Here is a 15,360-nt window from a genome sequence, read left to right on the forward strand (position 1 = left end):
TGAAACAGAGGCGGAAGTGACAGATGGATCGTGATCTGACCCGACTGCAGCGGCTCGACTGGTCCCGGATCGAAGTCGCCGAGCACGTCACCGGCCAGGTGACAGCCTTGCTCGCGACTCCGGGTGCGCTACGCGAACTGCTGGACAACGCACTGGCCGACGCCACCCTGCTCAACCTGTCGGAACGGCAGTGGTGGGGGGACCGGATCGTGCTCTTCGACGATCCCGACAGCATGCTCCGCATCCGGCTGCACCGGTTCGACCAGGGAACCCATTTCCCGCACAGCCACCGCTGGCCCTTCTACACCCGGATCCTGAGGGGCCAGTACCTTCACCGCCTCTACGGACCCGAATCCGTCGTCAGGGCACAACTCGAGGCGTCACCGGGACCGTTGACGCCGAGCACGGTCCGAACCGAGGGCGCCGGTTCCTCCTACGCGATCGACCAGCACATGGTGCACTCGGTCACCTCGGCGACCAACACCTTCTCGTTGGTGATCCAGGGCCCGCGGCTGAAGGAACAGTCGCTGCGTACCGCGCAGGACGGTTCGATCATCTGGAAGGGCGGTCGAGCGACCGAGACCGCGAACTCCGTGGCACAGGTGGAGATGCCGAAAGACCAGCTGCTCAAGGTCCGCGAACTCGCGCTCCGCTCCGGTCTCATCGACCACTGAGCGGCCCGGCCGACGCGCCGGTCCGGCGCGGAGAGCCCGGGGACGGAAGTCCGTGCCCCGGGCTCTGCGCTTTTCGGCGCTCCTCGGGTCAGCCGACCGCCGCGACGAACAGCGTCGCCCGGCCGGCCGCGGTGACGGAATCGTCGCCGGCGGAGAGGAAGGCGGACTCACCTCGGCGGAGCTTCAGCTCGGCGCCCGTCGCGTCCGCGAGGACGGTCTCCCCCTCGACGCAGAGCACGATCCGCGGGCCGGCGGCCGGAACCGCCACCGGCTCCCCGGCGGGCGTCATCCGGTGGAGCCGGAACTCCGGCGCCGGGCTGCGGTACATGGCCACGTGCTCGTGGACCGGCTCCGGGTGCACGACCGGCACGACGACCGTCGGATCGACGATGCGCAGGAGCTCGGGCACGTCCATGTGCTTGCCGGTCAGCCCGGCGCGCAGCACGTTGTCGGAGTTGGCGAGCAGCTCCACCCCGATGCCCTTGATGTACGCGTGCAGTCCACCCGCCGGCATGAACAGGGCCTCGCCCGGTTCCAACACCACGTGCCGGAAGAGGAGCGACGCGAGAACCCCGGCGTCCCCCGGATGGTCGGCGGCGATCCGTACCGCGGCGTCGTAGGCCGGCGCGTACCTCCCGCCCTCCGCCACGAGGCGGGTGCAGGCGGCCACCACCTCGTCGAGTACGGCGACGCGGTCGTCATCGGGCCAGGTGACGACCTGCCGCAGTGCCTCCGTGAGGACGGCCGGCTCCTCGCCCGCCCGCAGCGTCGCGATCAGCGGTCGCAACACCGACAGGCCGAGCCCGCCGACGATTTCGGCAGCCTCCGCCGGTGCGCGGAACCCGGCGAGCGCCTCGAAGGGCGTCAGTGCACACAGGATCTCCGGCTTGGGCCAGTCGTCCACGTAGTGACGAGCGGGATCGCCCGGGGCGATTCCCCGGCGATTCTCCGACCGGAACCCTGCCTCGGCCTGCGCCCGATCGGGATGAACCTGAATCGACAGTGCCTTGTCGGCGGCCAGGACCTTCAGCAGGAACGGCAGCCGCGGGCCGAACCGCTCGACGCACTCCGCTCCGAGTTCGCCGATCGGATCACCGGCCACCACGGCGTCAAGTGTCGTCTGGTGGCCGCCCCGCTCCAGTACGGAAGGCGCGGAGGGGTGTGCGCCCATCCACAACTCCGCCTCCGGCCCGGGGGACGGAACCGGCCTTCCCTGCATCTCGGCGATTGCGTACCGAGAGCCCCATGCATAGGGCTGGACAACAGGCCCCAGTAAATACATCGGCGTACCCCCACCCAAGACTAGATGCTGCAGTGACTATAGTTTTTGGTACGTCAAAAACAGCTCCGCGCCGGGCTTTTCGGCCCTGCGGGAGATCGGGGTACGGCAGCGACGGCGCTGCGCCCGCCACATCGGAGCAGGGAATTCCGGTGGCGCGGAGGGCATTCCGCGCCCGCACGCCCCCCTCCGCTCGTGTCTTCAGGCCTCTCGGGCCGCCCGCTCCAGGATGCGGGCGGCCACCGCGGGGGAGTCCACCAGCGGATGCAGCGCCAGCGCCCGCAGCGCGGCGGCCCTGTCCTTGTACGTCGCCGCCTCCACGGTCGCCCGCTCCACCGCCTTGACCTGGAGCATCAGCCCCAACTGGGCGTCCTGCAGCGGCGCGCAGGGCAGCGGCCGCGCGCCCTGCGCGGTCACCTCGCACACCGTCTCCACGATCGCGTCCGGGGCCAGCTGCGGCACCGTCGTCCCGTTGCGGACGTTGAGGATCAGCCGGGTCCCGCTGTCGCCGGTGATGGCGTGCATCAGCGCCAGCGCCACCCGGTCGTAGCCGCCGCCCTCCAGGTCGTGGCTGTCGCGCTGCCAGCCGCCGCTCGCCTCCCGGCTGTGCGCCATGTACGTCTCCTCGCGCTCCAGCCGGGTGCGCTCCCACAGCGCGTACGCCCGCTCCGGGCCGCCGGCCGCCGCGGCCCGCTCGAAGAAGCCGCCCTGCTGCTGGTCGAGGAACTCGCCGCGGGTCTCCCCGGTGTCCCGTACGGAGCCGAGGGTCTCGCGGCGGAAGTAGTAGTAGTGCAGATACTCGTTGGGCAGCGCGCCCAGGGCCCGCAGCCACTCGGCGCCGAAGAGCCGGCCCTCCTCGAAGGAGCCCAGCGCCCGGTCGTCGGCGAGCAGGCCCGGCAGCAGGTCGGTGCCGTCCAGCGTCAACGACCGCAGCCAGCCGAGGTGGTTGAGCCCCACGTAGTCGTAGTCCGCCCGGGCCGGGTCCGCCAGGGCCGCCGGGTCCGCGCCGGCCGCCCGCGCCGCCCGGCGCACCAGCCCCACCGGCGAATCGCAGATCCCGATGACGCGGTCGCCGAGCACCTGGGACATCGCCTCGGTGACCGTGCCCGCGGGGTTGGTGAAGTTGATGACCCACGCCCCCGGGGCGAGCGCCGCGACCCGCTCGGCGATGTGCAGGGCCACCGGGACCGTCCGCAGGCCGTAGAGGACGCCGCCCGCGCCCACCGTCTCCTGGCCGAGCACCCCCTCGGACAGCGGGATCCGCTCGTCGCGCACCCGGCCGGCCGTGCCGCCCACCCGGATCGCCGAGAAGACGAAGGCGGCCCCGGCCACGGCGTCGTCCAGCCGCTCCTCGACCCGTACCGGCACCGGCGCCGGATGCCCCTGCGCCAGCCGCGCCAGCACGTCCGCGATCACCGCCACCCGGCGCGGATCGGTGTCGTGCAGCACCACCTCGGAGACGGCGGGTGCCGGGTCGTCCAGCAGCGCGCGGTAGACCAGCGGCACCCGGAAGCCGCCCCCGCCCAGAATCGTCAGCCTCATGGGGCGGAACGTACCGCAGCATCAGGCACACTGGCGGCACGTGCCGATACGAGAGGAGCGAGCACGGTGAGCAGCCGACGCGACGACCTTCCGCCCGCGGGCCCGGCGGCAGTACCGGCGGCCCTCGATCCGCTGGCCGGGGTGCGCGCCGCCGGCGATCCGTACACCGACGTCTACCTCACCGGCACGGTGTTCCTGGACATCATCTTCACCGGCCTGGATTCCGCGCCGGTCCGCGGCACCGAGTCCTGGGCCCGCGGCATGGGCTCCAGCCCCGGCGGCGTCGCCAACATGGCCACCGCGCTGGCCCGGCTGGGCCTGCGCACCTCGCTCGCCGCCGCCTTCGGCGACGACCACTACGGCGAGTACTGCTGGGAGGCGCTCGAACAGGGCGAGGGCATCGACCTGGCGCTGTCGCGCACCGTCCCCGGCTGGCACTCCCCGGTGACCGTCTCCATGGCGTACGAGGGCGAACGCACGATGGTCTCGCACGGCCACGAGGCGCCGCCGCCCGACTTCGCCTTCGACGGCAAGCACGCCCCGGGCTGCCCGCCGCCGTCCCGCGCCTGCATCGCCTCGCTGGTACCGGGCCGGCGGGAGGGCTGGCTGGGCTGCGCGGCCGGCCGCGGCAGCCGCATCTTCGCGGACGTGGGCTGGGACGACACCGGCCGCTGGGACCCGGCCGACCTCGCCGACCTCGAACACTGCGAGGCGTTCTTGCCCAACGCCGAGGAGGCGATGCGCTACACCCGCACGGACTGCCCGCGCGACGCCGCCCACAAGCTCGCCGACCGGGTGCCGCTGGCGGTGGTCACGCTGGGTGCCGAGGGCGCCTACGCGGTGGACGGGCGCAGCGGCGAGAGCGCCGAGGTGCCGGCCATCGCGGTGGAGGCGCTGGATCCCACGGGCGCCGGGGACGTCTTCGTCGCCGGGTTCGTCACCGGCACGCTCGCCGACTGGCCGCTCGCCGACCGGCTCTCCTTCGCAGGGCTGAGCGCCGCGCTGTCCGTGCAGGAATTCGGCGGCTCGCTGTCCGCGCCGGGGTGGGCCGAGATCGCCGGCTGGTGGCAGCAGGTGCGGTCCTGCGAGGCGGGGGCGCCGGGCGCGCTGCGCCGCCAGTACGCCTTCCTGGACGAGGTGCTGCCCGCGGCCTACCGGCCCGCGCCGCTGGCCCGCGCCCTGCCCACGCTCGGTTTCCGCCGCCCGGCCTGAGCGGCCGCCGGGGCCGGGGCCGGGCCGGCCCCCGCGGCCGCCCGGGGGAAAAGCCCTCGGGCTTGTCGGTGCCCCGTCGTACTCTTGTATCCCAAGGAGTCGGGTGCAGGTCGAGAGCAGGCAGGCACCTCATACGAGCAAAGGATGGGGGTTGAGCAGGCCACCGAGCCGCCCCATGACGCAGACACCCACGCAACCGCAGGCGCGCGCCCAGTTCACCGTCCCGGCCAAGCACCCGATGGTCACGGTCCTGGGATCCGGAGACTCCCTACTGCGCGTGATCGAAAAAGCCTTCCCGGCGACCGACATCCATGTCCGGGGCAACGAAGTCAGCGCTGTCGGCGACGCCGGGGAAGTCGCCCTCGTCCAGCGCCTTTTCGACGAGATGATGCTGGTGCTCCGCACCGGACAACCGATGACGGAGGACGCAGTGGAACGCTCCATCGCCATGCTGCGCGCGGCGGAGGACGGCGAGGGGGCGGTGAGTGAGACGCCCGCCGAGGTGCTCACCCAGAACATCCTGTCCAACCGCGGACGCACGATCCGGCCCAAGACCCTCAACCAGAAGCGCTACGTCGACGCCATCGACGAGCACACCGTGGTCTTCGGCATCGGCCCGGCCGGCACCGGCAAGACCTACCTGGCGATGGCCAAGGCCGTGCAGGCGCTGCAGGCCAAGCAGGTCAACCGCATCATCCTGACCCGCCCCGCGGTCGAGGCCGGCGAGCGGCTCGGCTTCCTGCCCGGCACCCTCTACGAGAAGATCGACCCGTATCTGCGCCCGCTCTACGACGCGCTGCACGACATGCTCGACCCCGACTCCATCCCGCGCCTGATGGCCGCGGGCACGATCGAGGTCGCCCCGCTGGCGTACATGCGCGGCCGGACGCTCAACGACGCGTTCATCATTCTCGACGAGGCGCAGAACACCAACCCCGAGCAGATGAAGATGTTCCTCACCCGCCTCGGCTTCGATTCGAAGATCGTCATTACCGGCGATGTCACCCAGGTCGACCTCCCCGGCGGCACCAAGAGCGGTCTGCGCCAGGTCCGGGAGATCCTGGACGGCGTGGACGATGTGCATTTCTCCCTGCTCACCAGCCAGGACGTGGTCCGCCACAAGCTGGTCGGCCGTATCGTCGACGCCTACGAGAAGTACGACAGCCGCAACGGCAAGTGAGTCCCGGCCGGCCGGGACCACCGGCCGGCCCGTGCCGAGCAACCAGAAGCGAGAAGCAACTCCCCCATGTCCATCGACGTCAACAACGAGTCCGGCACGGACATCGACGAGCAGGCCATCTTGGATGTCGCCCGCTACGCCGTCGCCCGGATGCGCATCCACCCGCTCTCCGAGCTGTCCGTGATCGTCGTGGACGCCGAGGCCATGGAACAGCTCCACCTGCAGTGGATGGACCTGCCGGGGCCGACCGATGTCATGTCCTTCCCGATGGACGAGCTGCGTCCGCCGGCCAAGGACGACGAGGAGCCCCCGCAGGGGCTGCTCGGCGACATCGTGCTGTGCCCCGAGGTCGCCAAGAAGCAGGGCGAGGAGGCCCCGACCGGGCACAGCATGGACGAGGAGCTCCAGCTGCTCACCGTCCACGGCGTGCTCCACCTCCTCGGCTACGACCACGAGGAGCCGGACGAGAAGGCCGAGATGTTCGGCCTGCAGGCGGCGATCATCGACGGCTGGCGGACCGAGCAGGGCCTGACCGGCCCCTCGCCGGCCCCCACCGTGACCTGACGGGACCCCCGATGACCACCCAGCTGATCGCGGTCGCGGTCCTGCTCGTCGTGATCGCCTGGCTCGCCGCCTGCGCGGAGGCCGGCCTGGCCCGGACCACCAGCTTCCGCGCCGAGGAGGCCGTCCGCTCCGGCCGCCGCGGCAGCGCCCGGCTCGCCGCGGTCGCCGCCGACCCCACCCGCTACCTCAATGTCGCCCTGCTGGTGCGGGTCGGCTGCGAGATGGCCGCCGGTGTCCTGGTCACCTACGCCTGTCTGCGTTCCTTCGACAAGACCTGGCAGGCGCTGACCGTCGCCATCGCCGTGATGGTGCTGGTCTCCTATGTGGCCGTCGGCGTCTCGCCGCGGACCATCGGCCGCCAGCACCCGCTGAACACCGCGACCGCCGCCGCCTACGTCCTGCTGCCGCTGGCCCGCATCATGGGCCCCGTCCCGCAGCTGCTGATCCTCCTCGGCAACGCCCTCACCCCCGGCAAGGGCTTCCGCAAGGGCCCGTTCGCCTCCGAGGCGGAGCTGCGCTCGCTGGTCGACCTCGCGGAGAAGGAGTCGCTGATCGAGGACGAGGAGCGCCGGATGGTGCACTCCGTCTTCCAGCTCGGCGACACCCTCGTGCGCGAGGTGATGGTGCCGCGCACGGACCTGGTCTCCGTCGAGCGCTTCAAGACCATCCGCCAGGCGCTCACCCTCGCCCTGCGCTCCGGCTTCTCGCGCATCCCGGTGACCGGTGAGAACGAGGACGACGTCGTCGGCGTGGTCTACCTCAAGGACCTCGCCCGCAAGGTCCACATCAGCCGCGACGCCGAGAACGAGTTGGTGTCCACCGCCATGCGCCCGGCCGTATTCGTCCCCGACACCAAGAATGCGGGCGATCTGCTGCGGGAAATGCAGCAGGACCGCAATCATGTCGCGGTGGTCATCGACGAATACGGCGGCACCGCCGGAATTGTCACCATCGAGGACATCCTGGAGGAGATCGTCGGCGAGATCACCGACGAATACGACCGGGAACTGCCGCCCGTCGAGGATCTCGGCGACGGCCGCTACCGCGTCACCGCCCGGCTCGACATCGGCGACCTCGGCGAGCTGTACGGCCTGGCCGAGCTGGACGACGAGGACGTCGAAACCGTCGGCGGCCTGCTCGCCAAGCTCCTGGGCCGGGTGCCCATCGCCGGTGCCACCGCCGAGGTCGACCTCAGCGACGACGCTTCCGACCCGGGCCTGAAGGCGCTGCGGCTGACCGCGGAGTCCCCGGGCGGCCGCCGCAACAAGATCATCACGGTGCTGTGCGAGCCGGTGCGCCCCCAGGGCGCGACCGCGGCCGAGGAGCCCTCGGCGGGCGGGCGCTCCGCCGGCTGAACGCGCACGGAATTCGCCGCGTAATTCCCTGCGACGCGGAAATGTTCCCGTCACCGCACTCGGCGGCGTTACTCATCTCCAGTGCACCGGAAATGTTCTGCAAGCCATTTCCGGTGGGCCTGGATTCTGCCGCGCCTCTCATGGAAAGATCTTCAGGCGGCCGCAGGGAACACGGCGGCCGCACTGGGTGAGAGACCTGGTGAGAGCAATCTCGCCGCGCAGGCTGCCCCGGAGCGGGGGACCGGGGCAGCCACCTTTCCCCCTCAGCCGCGGCGCGTCGTACGCACCGTCCGCAGCCCGGCCGCCACCAGCAGCGCCACCACCACGAGCAGCGCCGCATCCAGGCAGATCCCCAGCTTGACGCCGCCGAGCGTGGCCTGCGCGAAGCCGCTGCCGTCCGCCCGCAGCGCCGCGCCGTGGGCCGAGGCGACCGCGCTCAGCAGCGGGATGCCGAGGGTGAGGCCCACCTGCTGGGAGCTGGTGACCAGCCCGGTCGCCAGGCCCTGTTCGGCGTCCGGGACGCCGGAGGTGGCGGTCACGCCGTAGGCGACGATCGCCCACAGATGCCCCAGGCTGGCGAGGGTCACCCCGATCAGGGCCAGCCACACCCCGCCGCCGGTGCCCAGCCCCAGCAGCGCGGCCGTGAAACCGGCCTGCAGCAGCAGCCCCGTCAGCAGGGTGCGGCGGGCGCCCAGCCGGCCGATGACCTTCGGGGCGACGAGGCCCGCGACGGCGGAGACCACGCCCTGCACACCGAAGACCAGACCGGTCAGGAAGGCGGACAGCCGCAGCACTTCCTGGAGGTAGAGCGTCAGCAGGAAGATGACGGTGCTCATCATCGCGAAGGTCGTCAGCCCCGCCAGATTGCCCCAGGCGACGGTCCGGCGGCGCAGCATCGGCAGGGACACCAGCGGCTGGTCGGCCCGCGACTCCACCCGTACGAACGCGGCCAGCAGCACCAGGCCCGCCAGCAGCGTCACCAGCACGTCCGGCCGGCCGAAGCCCTGTTCGGCGGCGGTCGACAGCGCGTAGATCAGCGCCAGCAGCCCGCCGGTGACGGTGACCGCCCCGGGCACGTCGATCCGCGGCCGTTCGGGGTGCCGGGACTCGGTCAGCAGGAGCGGTGCCGCCGCCAGGACGGCCAGCCCGGCCACGGACAGCAGGCCCATGGTCGAGCGCCAGCCCAGCGCGTCCGTCAGCACCCCGCCCAGCACCATGCCGATGGTGAAGCCCGTCGAGAGCACGGTGCCGCTGACGCCCAGGGCGCGTTCGCGCTGCGGGCCCTCGGCGAAGGTGGTGGTCAGCAGCGACATCCCGCTGGGCACGATGGCCGCGGCGCCCAGTCCCTGCAGCGCCCGCCCGGCCAGGAACGCCGCCGGGGACCAGGCGAGCGCGGCCAGCACCGACGCGGCGGTGAACAGCGCCAGCCCGATGAGGAAGAGCCTGCGCCGTCCGAAGAGGTCGGCGAGCCGGCCGGACAGCAGCAGAAAGCCGCCGGAGGGCAGCGCGAACGCGGTGATCGCCCACTGCAGGTCGGCCTGGCCCATGCCCAGGTCCCGGCCGAGCACGGGCAGCGCCACGTTCAGGATGGAGAAGTCCAGCGCGATGACGAACTGCGCCCCGCACAGGACGAGCAGGACGACCTTGGCCCGCGGGGTCATCCGCGCGGCGGCCGGAGCGGGCGCGGTGGCGGTGCCGGGGGGCGGGGCCGGGACGGGGGAGGTGCCCGCCCGGGTGCCGGTGGGCGGTGAGGTTTCGGTTACTGGCATGTACCGAGCCTGCGCGGGCGGAATACGCCGTGGGGAGCGGGAACTTATCGTGGTGTCCGCACCACCAGCCACGCCGACAGGGGGAGAAACGTGGCCGAGAACGCTGCCGTGGAGGACACCGCGCGCCGTCGCCGGGAACTGCGGGACTTTCTGCGGAGCCGCCGGGCCCGGGTCACCCCGGCCGAGGCGGGCCTGCCCGACGGCGGCCGCCGCCGCACCCCGGGGCTGCGCCGCGAGGAGGTCGCCGTCCTCGCCGGGGTCGGTGCCTCCTGGTACCAGTGGCTGGAGCAGGGCCGGGACATCACCGTCTCGCCGCAGGTGCTGGACGCGGTCGCCCGGGTGCTGCGGCTCAACGGCGCCGAGCGGCGGCATCTGTACGTCCTGGCCGGGCTGAACCCGCCGCCGCGGCAGGACGCCGAGGAGCTGGGCCTCACCGACGTGTGCGCGGGCCTGCAGCGGCTGATCGACGCCTGGATGCCGTTCCCCGCGCACATCATGGACCCGTACTGGAACACCATCGCCTACAACGAAGCGTCCCACCGGGTGCTGGGCCACGGCCGCCCCGGGGTCTCGCCCAACTGCCTGGTCGCCTACTTCACCGACCCCGTCTACCGCGCGCGGTCCGCGAGCTGGGAGACCAACGCCCCGCTGGTCGTGGCCCAGTACCGGGCCGCGTGCTCGGTGCGGCCCGGCGACGAGGGCTTCGACGCGGTCGTACGGGAGGTCTCCGGGCTCAGCGCCGAGTTCGCCGGGCTGTGGAAGCGCGGCGACGCCCAGGACGGCGGGACGCTCCACAAGGAGATGGACCACCCGCTCGTCGGCACCCTGCTCTTCGAGTCCACCCAGCTGCGCATCCCGGTCCGCCCCGACCTCACGATCGTGCTGCACCAACCGCGCCCCGGCACGACGACCGAGGCGAAGCTGGAGCGGCTCGTCTCGCCGGAGGGCCGGCGGTGGGGGTCGCGCGCGAGCGGGGCCGGGCGCGGGGACGAGGTGTCCTCCCTCGCGGGGTGACGCCCCGCCGCCCCGGCCCCGCCCTGTCCGCCGCCCCCTTTCCCGCCGCCCGCCGCCTTTCCCCACCGCTCCCCGCTTTCCCCCACCGGTCCCCGCCCCGCATATGCTCGCCCGTATGAGCGAAGCCGCACCGCTGGACCCGGAAGACCGCAAGATCATCACGCTCGCGCGTTCGGCGCGGGCCCGTAACGGCGTGCCCGAGGGCGCCGCCGTCCGCGACGAGACCGGCCGCACCTATGTCGCCGGCACCGTCGCCCTGGACTCGCTGCAGCTCAGCGCGCTGCAGACGGCCGTGGCGATGGCCGTCGCCAGCGGGGCCGCCTCCCTGGAGGCCGCGGCCGTGGTCACCGACGCCGAGCGCGCCGCCGACGCGGACCTCGCCGCCGTACGGGACCTCGGCGGGCCCGCGACGCCGGTCCTGATCGCCGGCCTCGACGGCACCCTGCGCAGCACCGTCCCGGCGGGCGGCGCAACCGCCTGAGCGCCCGGATCCGCGGACGGCGGACGGGGCGGCCCACCGGAGTCCGGCGGGCCGCCCCGCGCCGGGCGCCCGCGGGCCGTGTGCCGGGGCCGGGTGGTCGGAGGCGCGCCCGGGATCGGGGAGAATGGGCCCCATGAGCGTTCGTACAGAGTCCTCCGCCGCGCACCGCGCGGGCTTCGCCTGCTTCGTCGGTCGCCCCAACGCGGGCAAGTCCACCCTCACGAACGCTCTCGTCGGCACGAAGGTGGCCATCACCTCCAACCGCCCGCAGACCACCCGCCACACGGTCCGCGGCATCGTGCACCGCCCCGAGGCGCAGCTGGTCCTCGTCGACACCCCCGGTCTGCACAAGCCGCGCACCCTGCTCGGCGAGCGGCTGAACGACGTCGTCCGGACCACCTGGTCCGAGGTGGACGTGATCGGCTTCTGCCTGCCCGCCGACCAGAAGATCGGCCCCGGCGACCGCTACATCGCGGCGGAGCTGGCCGACATCAAGAAGACCCCCAAGGTCGCCATCGTCACCAAGACCGACCTGGTCGACTCCAAGGCGCTGGCCGCCCAGCTGATCGCCATCGACCAGCTCGGCAAGGAGCTGGGCATCGAGTGGGCCGAGATCATCCCGGTCTCGGCGGTCGGGGACACCCAGGTGGCGCTCCTCGCCGATCTGCTGGTGCCGATGCTGCCGGAGAGCCCGCCGCTCTACCCCGAGGGCGATCTCACCGACGAGCCCGAGCAGGTCATGGTCGCCGAGCTCATCCGCGAGGCCGCGCTGGAGGGCGTCCGTGACGAACTGCCGCACTCCATCGCGGTGGTCGTCGAGGAGATGCTCCCGCGGGCGGACCGCCCCGCCGACAAGCCGCTCCTCGACATCCACGCGAACGTCTACATCGAGCGCCCCAGCCAGAAGGGGATCATCATCGGCCCGAAGGGCAAGCGCCTGAAGGAGGTCGGTACGAAGTCCCGCAAGCACATCGAGGCGCTGCTGGGCACGCCGGTCTTCCTGGACCTGCACGTCAAGGTCGCCAAGGACTGGCAGCGCGACCCGAAGCAGCTGCGCAAACTGGGCTTCTGAGCCGGGCCCGGCTCCCGGCCGCGGCCCGCCGCGGTCCCTAGGCCACGCCCCGTATCCGGCGCACCAGCAGCGCTCCCACCAGCCCGACCGCCGCCGCCAGCGCGTACAGCATCCGGTAGCCGCCGAGGTGGTGGACGACCGGCGCGGCCAGCGCGGGGGCGGCCACCTGCGGCAGCGCGTTGGCGATGTTGATGACGCCCAGGTCCTTGCCGCGGTGCGCGGCGGCCGGCAGCACCTGCGTCATCAGCGCGAAGTCGACCGAGGTGAAGACGCCGAACCCCACCCCGAGCAGCGCCGCGGCACAAAGCGCGCCCGGCCAGGTCTGCCACCCGGCCAGCAGCCCGGTCGCCACCGTCATGATCACCCCGGCCCACAGCACGAACGGCTGCCGTCGCCCGACCCGGTCCGACCAGAGCCCGCCGACCACGACCGTGCCCAGCAGGGTCACGCCGTTGACCGCGGTCAGCACCAGCACCCCGCCGCCGGGGTCGGGACGGTGCAGCACATCGCGCAGGTAGTACAGCAGGTACAGCAGGGCCAGCGCGTTGCCGAGGTTGATCAGGAACCGGGTCAGCCAGGCCCAGCCCAGATCGGGGTGGCGGCGCGGACTGATCCAGAACCCGGCGACCAGGATCCGCAGGCTCAGCGCCGGACGCCGCTCGGCCGGCAGCACCGGGTCCCGGTGCGCCAGCACATACGGGAGGGTGCCCAGCACCACGAAACCGGCGCAGGCGAGATAGCCCGCGGCCACGGTGCCCGCCACCGTCGCCAGGCCCGTCCCGGCCACCACGCCCAGGATCTGCGCGGCGCCCAGCCAGCCGCCCACCGCCCCGCGCTGCCCGCGCGGCACCCGGTCGGGCACCGCCGCGGTGATCGCCGCGAACGCCGCGTTGAGGGTGAGCTGCACCAGGCACCACCCCAGCACCATCACCGGCACCGAGCCCGCCCCGGCCAGCAGGACGAGCGCGCCCGCCCCGCCCGCGGCCCCCGCGGCGATCCACGGCGTACGCCGCCCGAACCGCGAGGCCGTACGGTCCGACAGCGCCCCGAAGAGCGGGTTGGCCACCAGCGAGACGACGGCCCCCGCGCCGGTCACCCACGCCAGCACCGACTCCTTCGGCGTCCCCGGCGGCGCGAGCTCCGCGGCCTGCCACGCGAGCAGGATCTGCAGCGGCCCGTACCACCCGGCCCAGATCGCCCCGTTGCCCAGCGACAGCGCGGCCGTCCAGGCCCGCCCGGCCTTCCGCGACGGCTCCGCAAGCGCCTCCGGAGCCGGGCCGCTCATCCCCGGGCCTGTTCCCGCAGCACGTCCCGCAGCCAGTGGTACGAGGCCTTGGGCGTCCGCTCCAGCGTCGTGTAGTCGACATGCACCAGCCCGAACCGCCGGGCGTACCCCTCCGCCCATTCGAAGTTGTCCATCAGCGACCACACGAAGTACCCGCGGACATCGACGCCGGCCGTCATCGCCGCGTGCAGCGCCCGCAGATGCCCGTCCAGGAACGCGATCCGCTCCCGGTCCTCGATCCCCTCGTACGAGCATCCGTTCTCGGTGATCACCACGGGCGGCAGCCGGTCCCCGTACCGCTCCCGGAACGACACCAGCAGCTCGGTCAGCGCCTCCGGCACCACCGGCCAGCCGAAGTCGGTGCGCGGATACCCCTCGATCTCCCGGGGCGCGAAGGGCAGTTCGGGCGGCAGCCGGATCCCGCCGAAGTCGGCCGTCCCGGCACCGTCCGCCCCCGGGGCGCCCACCAGCGTCGGCTGGTAGTAGTTGATCCCGTACCAGTCCAGCGGCTGTCCGATCACCTTCAGATCGTCGGCGACCGGACCCGGCAGCAGCGCCGCCAGCTCCTCGTCCGGATACCGCCCCAGCAGCACCGGCTCCGCGAACAGCCGGTTGAGCAGCAGGTCGTAGAGGCCGGCCGCCGCGGTGTCCTCCTCGGACCCGCTCGCCGTCCAGGTCGGCCCGTGCGAGTTGGCGATCCCGATGTCCGTCGCCCCGCGGGCCCGCAGTGCCTGCACGGCCAGGCCGTGCCCCAGCAGCTGGTGGTGCGCCGCCGGCAGCGCGTCGAACAGCAGCTGCCGCCCCGGTGCGTGCTGCCCCAGCCCGTAGCCCAGCAAGGTCACTTCGGCCGGCTCGTTGAGCGTGATCCACCGCTCCACCCGGTCCCCGAGCCGCGCCGCCACCGCGTCCGCATACGCCGCGAAGCGCTCGGCGGTCTCCCGGACGAGCCACCCGCCGCGGTCCTCCAGCGTCTGCGGGGTGTCCCAGTGGAAGAGCGTCGGCACCGGGGCGACCCCCGCCGCCAGCAGCGCGTCCACCAGCCGGTCGTAGAAGTCCAGCCCGGCGCCGTTGACCGCCCCGTCCCCGTCCGGCACCACCCGCGGCCAGGCCACCGAGAACCGGTACGCCCCGGCCCCGAGTTCCGCCAGCAGCGCCACGTCCTCGCGGTAGCGGTGGTAGTGGCCGGTCGCCACCCGCGGATCGGACCCGTCCTTGATCCGCCCCGCCTCCGCCGCGAACACATCCCACACGGACCGCCCCCGCCCGCCGTCCGCCACCGCCCCCTCGATCTGCGCGGCGGACGTGGACACCCCCCATAAGAAGTCACGGGGGAAGCGGGGCAGCGCGGCGGGCACGGGTCCGGTCGTCATGCGCCGGATCTTTGTAACCGGCGGTAACGGTGTCAAGGGGCAGGCGGAAAAGGGACGTTGGGACGGCCGCCCGGCCCCGGAGGGTGCGGTGGCCGCCCCGGCCTACGACCCTTCCTTCATCACCTTGGTGATCAGCGTGCGCTGCTCGTCCGTGAGGCGTGGATCGGAGCAGTACACCGTGCGGCCGTCGACCGTGATCTGGTAGCTGAAGCCGTCCGGTACCCCGACGGGGGGCTCGGTGCGGGCGGTGGCGACGGCGCGTTCGGCGAGGGACTGCCAGTCGCGGGCGTCAGGGCGGTCCGAGGTGTCGACCTCGGCACGGCGGTCGACGCCCGCGAAACCGCCGGTGCGGTGAACATGAATGCGCATAACGGACTCCTCCGATGTCCTCCGACGGACTCCTACCCCGTACGGCCACGCTTACCGCGCGCGGTGGGGGGGGGGCGGGCCGCGGGCCCCCCCCCCCCCCCGGGGGGGGGGGGGGGGGGGGGGGGGGGGGGGGGGGGGGAGAGGGTGTTGGTGGTTGTTGTTTTATAGGTGGGGGGCGGGGAAGTATAAATAGG

14 protein-coding genes are annotated in these 15,360 nt (G+C 72.9%); 8 read left to right on the forward strand and 6 right to left on the reverse strand.

The annotated features are described in order from the left end of the window. Positions 1 to 23 precede the first annotated feature (23 nt). Positions 24 to 674 (forward strand): hypothetical protein, encoded by a 651-nt coding sequence (locus tag AB0411_RS15510; protein ID WP_366417783.1) that lies wholly within the window; start codon positions 24 to 26, stop codon positions 672 to 674. Positions 675 to 762: 88 nt separating this feature from the next. On the opposite strand, the gene manA is transcribed toward AB0411_RS15510, so the two are convergent. Continuing rightward, on the reverse strand, positions 763 to 1,956 hold the full coding sequence (gene manA, locus AB0411_RS15515) for a mannose-6-phosphate isomerase, class I (RefSeq protein WP_366417823.1): 1,194 nt from the start codon (positions 1,954 to 1,956) through the stop codon (positions 763 to 765). A 198-nt stretch (positions 1,957 to 2,154) separates the two neighbouring features. After that, complete coding sequence (locus AB0411_RS15520; protein WP_366417784.1) at positions 2,155 to 3,495, reverse strand: 6-phospho-beta-glucosidase; 1,341 nt, start codon at positions 3,493 to 3,495, stop codon at positions 2,155 to 2,157. A 66-nt stretch (positions 3,496 to 3,561) separates the two neighbouring features. Between AB0411_RS15520 and AB0411_RS15525 the strand changes: the two genes are divergently transcribed. From AB0411_RS15525 to AB0411_RS15540, 4 genes are all read left to right on the forward strand, one after another. After that, complete coding sequence (locus tag AB0411_RS15525) at positions 3,562 to 4,707, forward strand: carbohydrate kinase family protein (protein ID WP_366417785.1); 1,146 nt, start codon at positions 3,562 to 3,564, stop codon at positions 4,705 to 4,707. 175 nt (positions 4,708 to 4,882) lie between these two features. After that, the gene (locus tag AB0411_RS15530; protein ID WP_086719382.1) at positions 4,883 to 5,887 is read left to right on the forward strand and encodes a PhoH family protein; all 1,005 of its coding nucleotides are present in this window, start codon (positions 4,883 to 4,885) and stop codon (positions 5,885 to 5,887) included. Positions 5,888 to 5,953: 66 nt separating this feature from the next. Beyond that, complete coding sequence (gene ybeY / locus AB0411_RS15535) at positions 5,954 to 6,451, forward strand: rRNA maturation RNase YbeY (protein WP_086719383.1); 498 nt, start codon at positions 5,954 to 5,956, stop codon at positions 6,449 to 6,451. An 11-nt stretch (positions 6,452 to 6,462) separates the two neighbouring features. Then, positions 6,463 to 7,806, forward strand: coding sequence for a hemolysin family protein (locus tag AB0411_RS15540; RefSeq protein ID WP_366417786.1), 1,344 nt, complete (start codon positions 6,463 to 6,465; stop codon positions 7,804 to 7,806). 263 nt (positions 7,807 to 8,069) lie between these two features. Here the strand turns inward: AB0411_RS15540 and AB0411_RS15545 are convergent, their stop codons facing one another. After that, complete coding sequence (locus tag AB0411_RS15545) at positions 8,070 to 9,575, reverse strand: MFS transporter (RefSeq protein WP_366417787.1); 1,506 nt, start codon at positions 9,573 to 9,575, stop codon at positions 8,070 to 8,072. Positions 9,576 to 9,665: 90 nt separating this feature from the next. On the opposite strand from AB0411_RS15545, the gene AB0411_RS15550 reads away from it, so the two are divergent. The 3 genes from AB0411_RS15550 to era all read left to right on the forward strand — a co-directional run bounded on the left by AB0411_RS15550 (position 9,666) and on the right by era (position 12,142). Beyond that, entirely contained in the window at positions 9,666 to 10,589 is a 924-nt protein-coding gene (locus AB0411_RS15550) for a helix-turn-helix transcriptional regulator (RefSeq protein ID WP_366417788.1), read from the forward strand. 115 nt (positions 10,590 to 10,704) lie between these two features. Beyond that, positions 10,705 to 11,070, forward strand: coding sequence for a cytidine deaminase (locus AB0411_RS15555; RefSeq protein ID WP_366417789.1), 366 nt, complete (start codon positions 10,705 to 10,707; stop codon positions 11,068 to 11,070). A gap of 124 nt (positions 11,071 to 11,194) precedes the next feature. Further along, a complete protein-coding gene (gene era, locus AB0411_RS15560) occupies positions 11,195 to 12,142 on the forward strand; it encodes a GTPase Era (protein ID WP_403147341.1) in 948 nt (315 codons plus the stop codon). Positions 12,143 to 12,179: 37 nt separating this feature from the next. Here the strand turns inward: era and AB0411_RS15565 are convergent, their stop codons facing one another. The 3 genes from AB0411_RS15565 to AB0411_RS15575 form a co-directional block, all read right to left on the reverse strand. Next, complete coding sequence (locus AB0411_RS15565; protein ID WP_366417791.1) at positions 12,180 to 13,427, reverse strand: MFS transporter; 1,248 nt, start codon at positions 13,425 to 13,427, stop codon at positions 12,180 to 12,182. Then, on the reverse strand, positions 13,424 to 14,797 hold the full coding sequence (locus AB0411_RS15570) for a GH1 family beta-glucosidase (protein ID WP_366417792.1): 1,374 nt from the start codon (positions 14,795 to 14,797) through the stop codon (positions 13,424 to 13,426). Before AB0411_RS15570 ends, AB0411_RS15565 begins: the two co-directional genes overlap by 4 nt. A gap of 102 nt (positions 14,798 to 14,899) precedes the next feature. Beyond that, entirely contained in the window at positions 14,900 to 15,166 is a 267-nt protein-coding gene (locus tag AB0411_RS15575; RefSeq protein WP_366417793.1) for a protealysin inhibitor emfourin, read from the reverse strand. Between the last annotated feature and the right edge of the window lie 194 nt (positions 15,167 to 15,360).

Source organism: Streptomyces angustmyceticus (assembly GCF_040701845.1).
GTDB classification, from domain to species: Bacteria; Actinomycetota; Actinomycetes; order Streptomycetales; family Streptomycetaceae; genus Streptomyces; species Streptomyces angustmyceticus_A.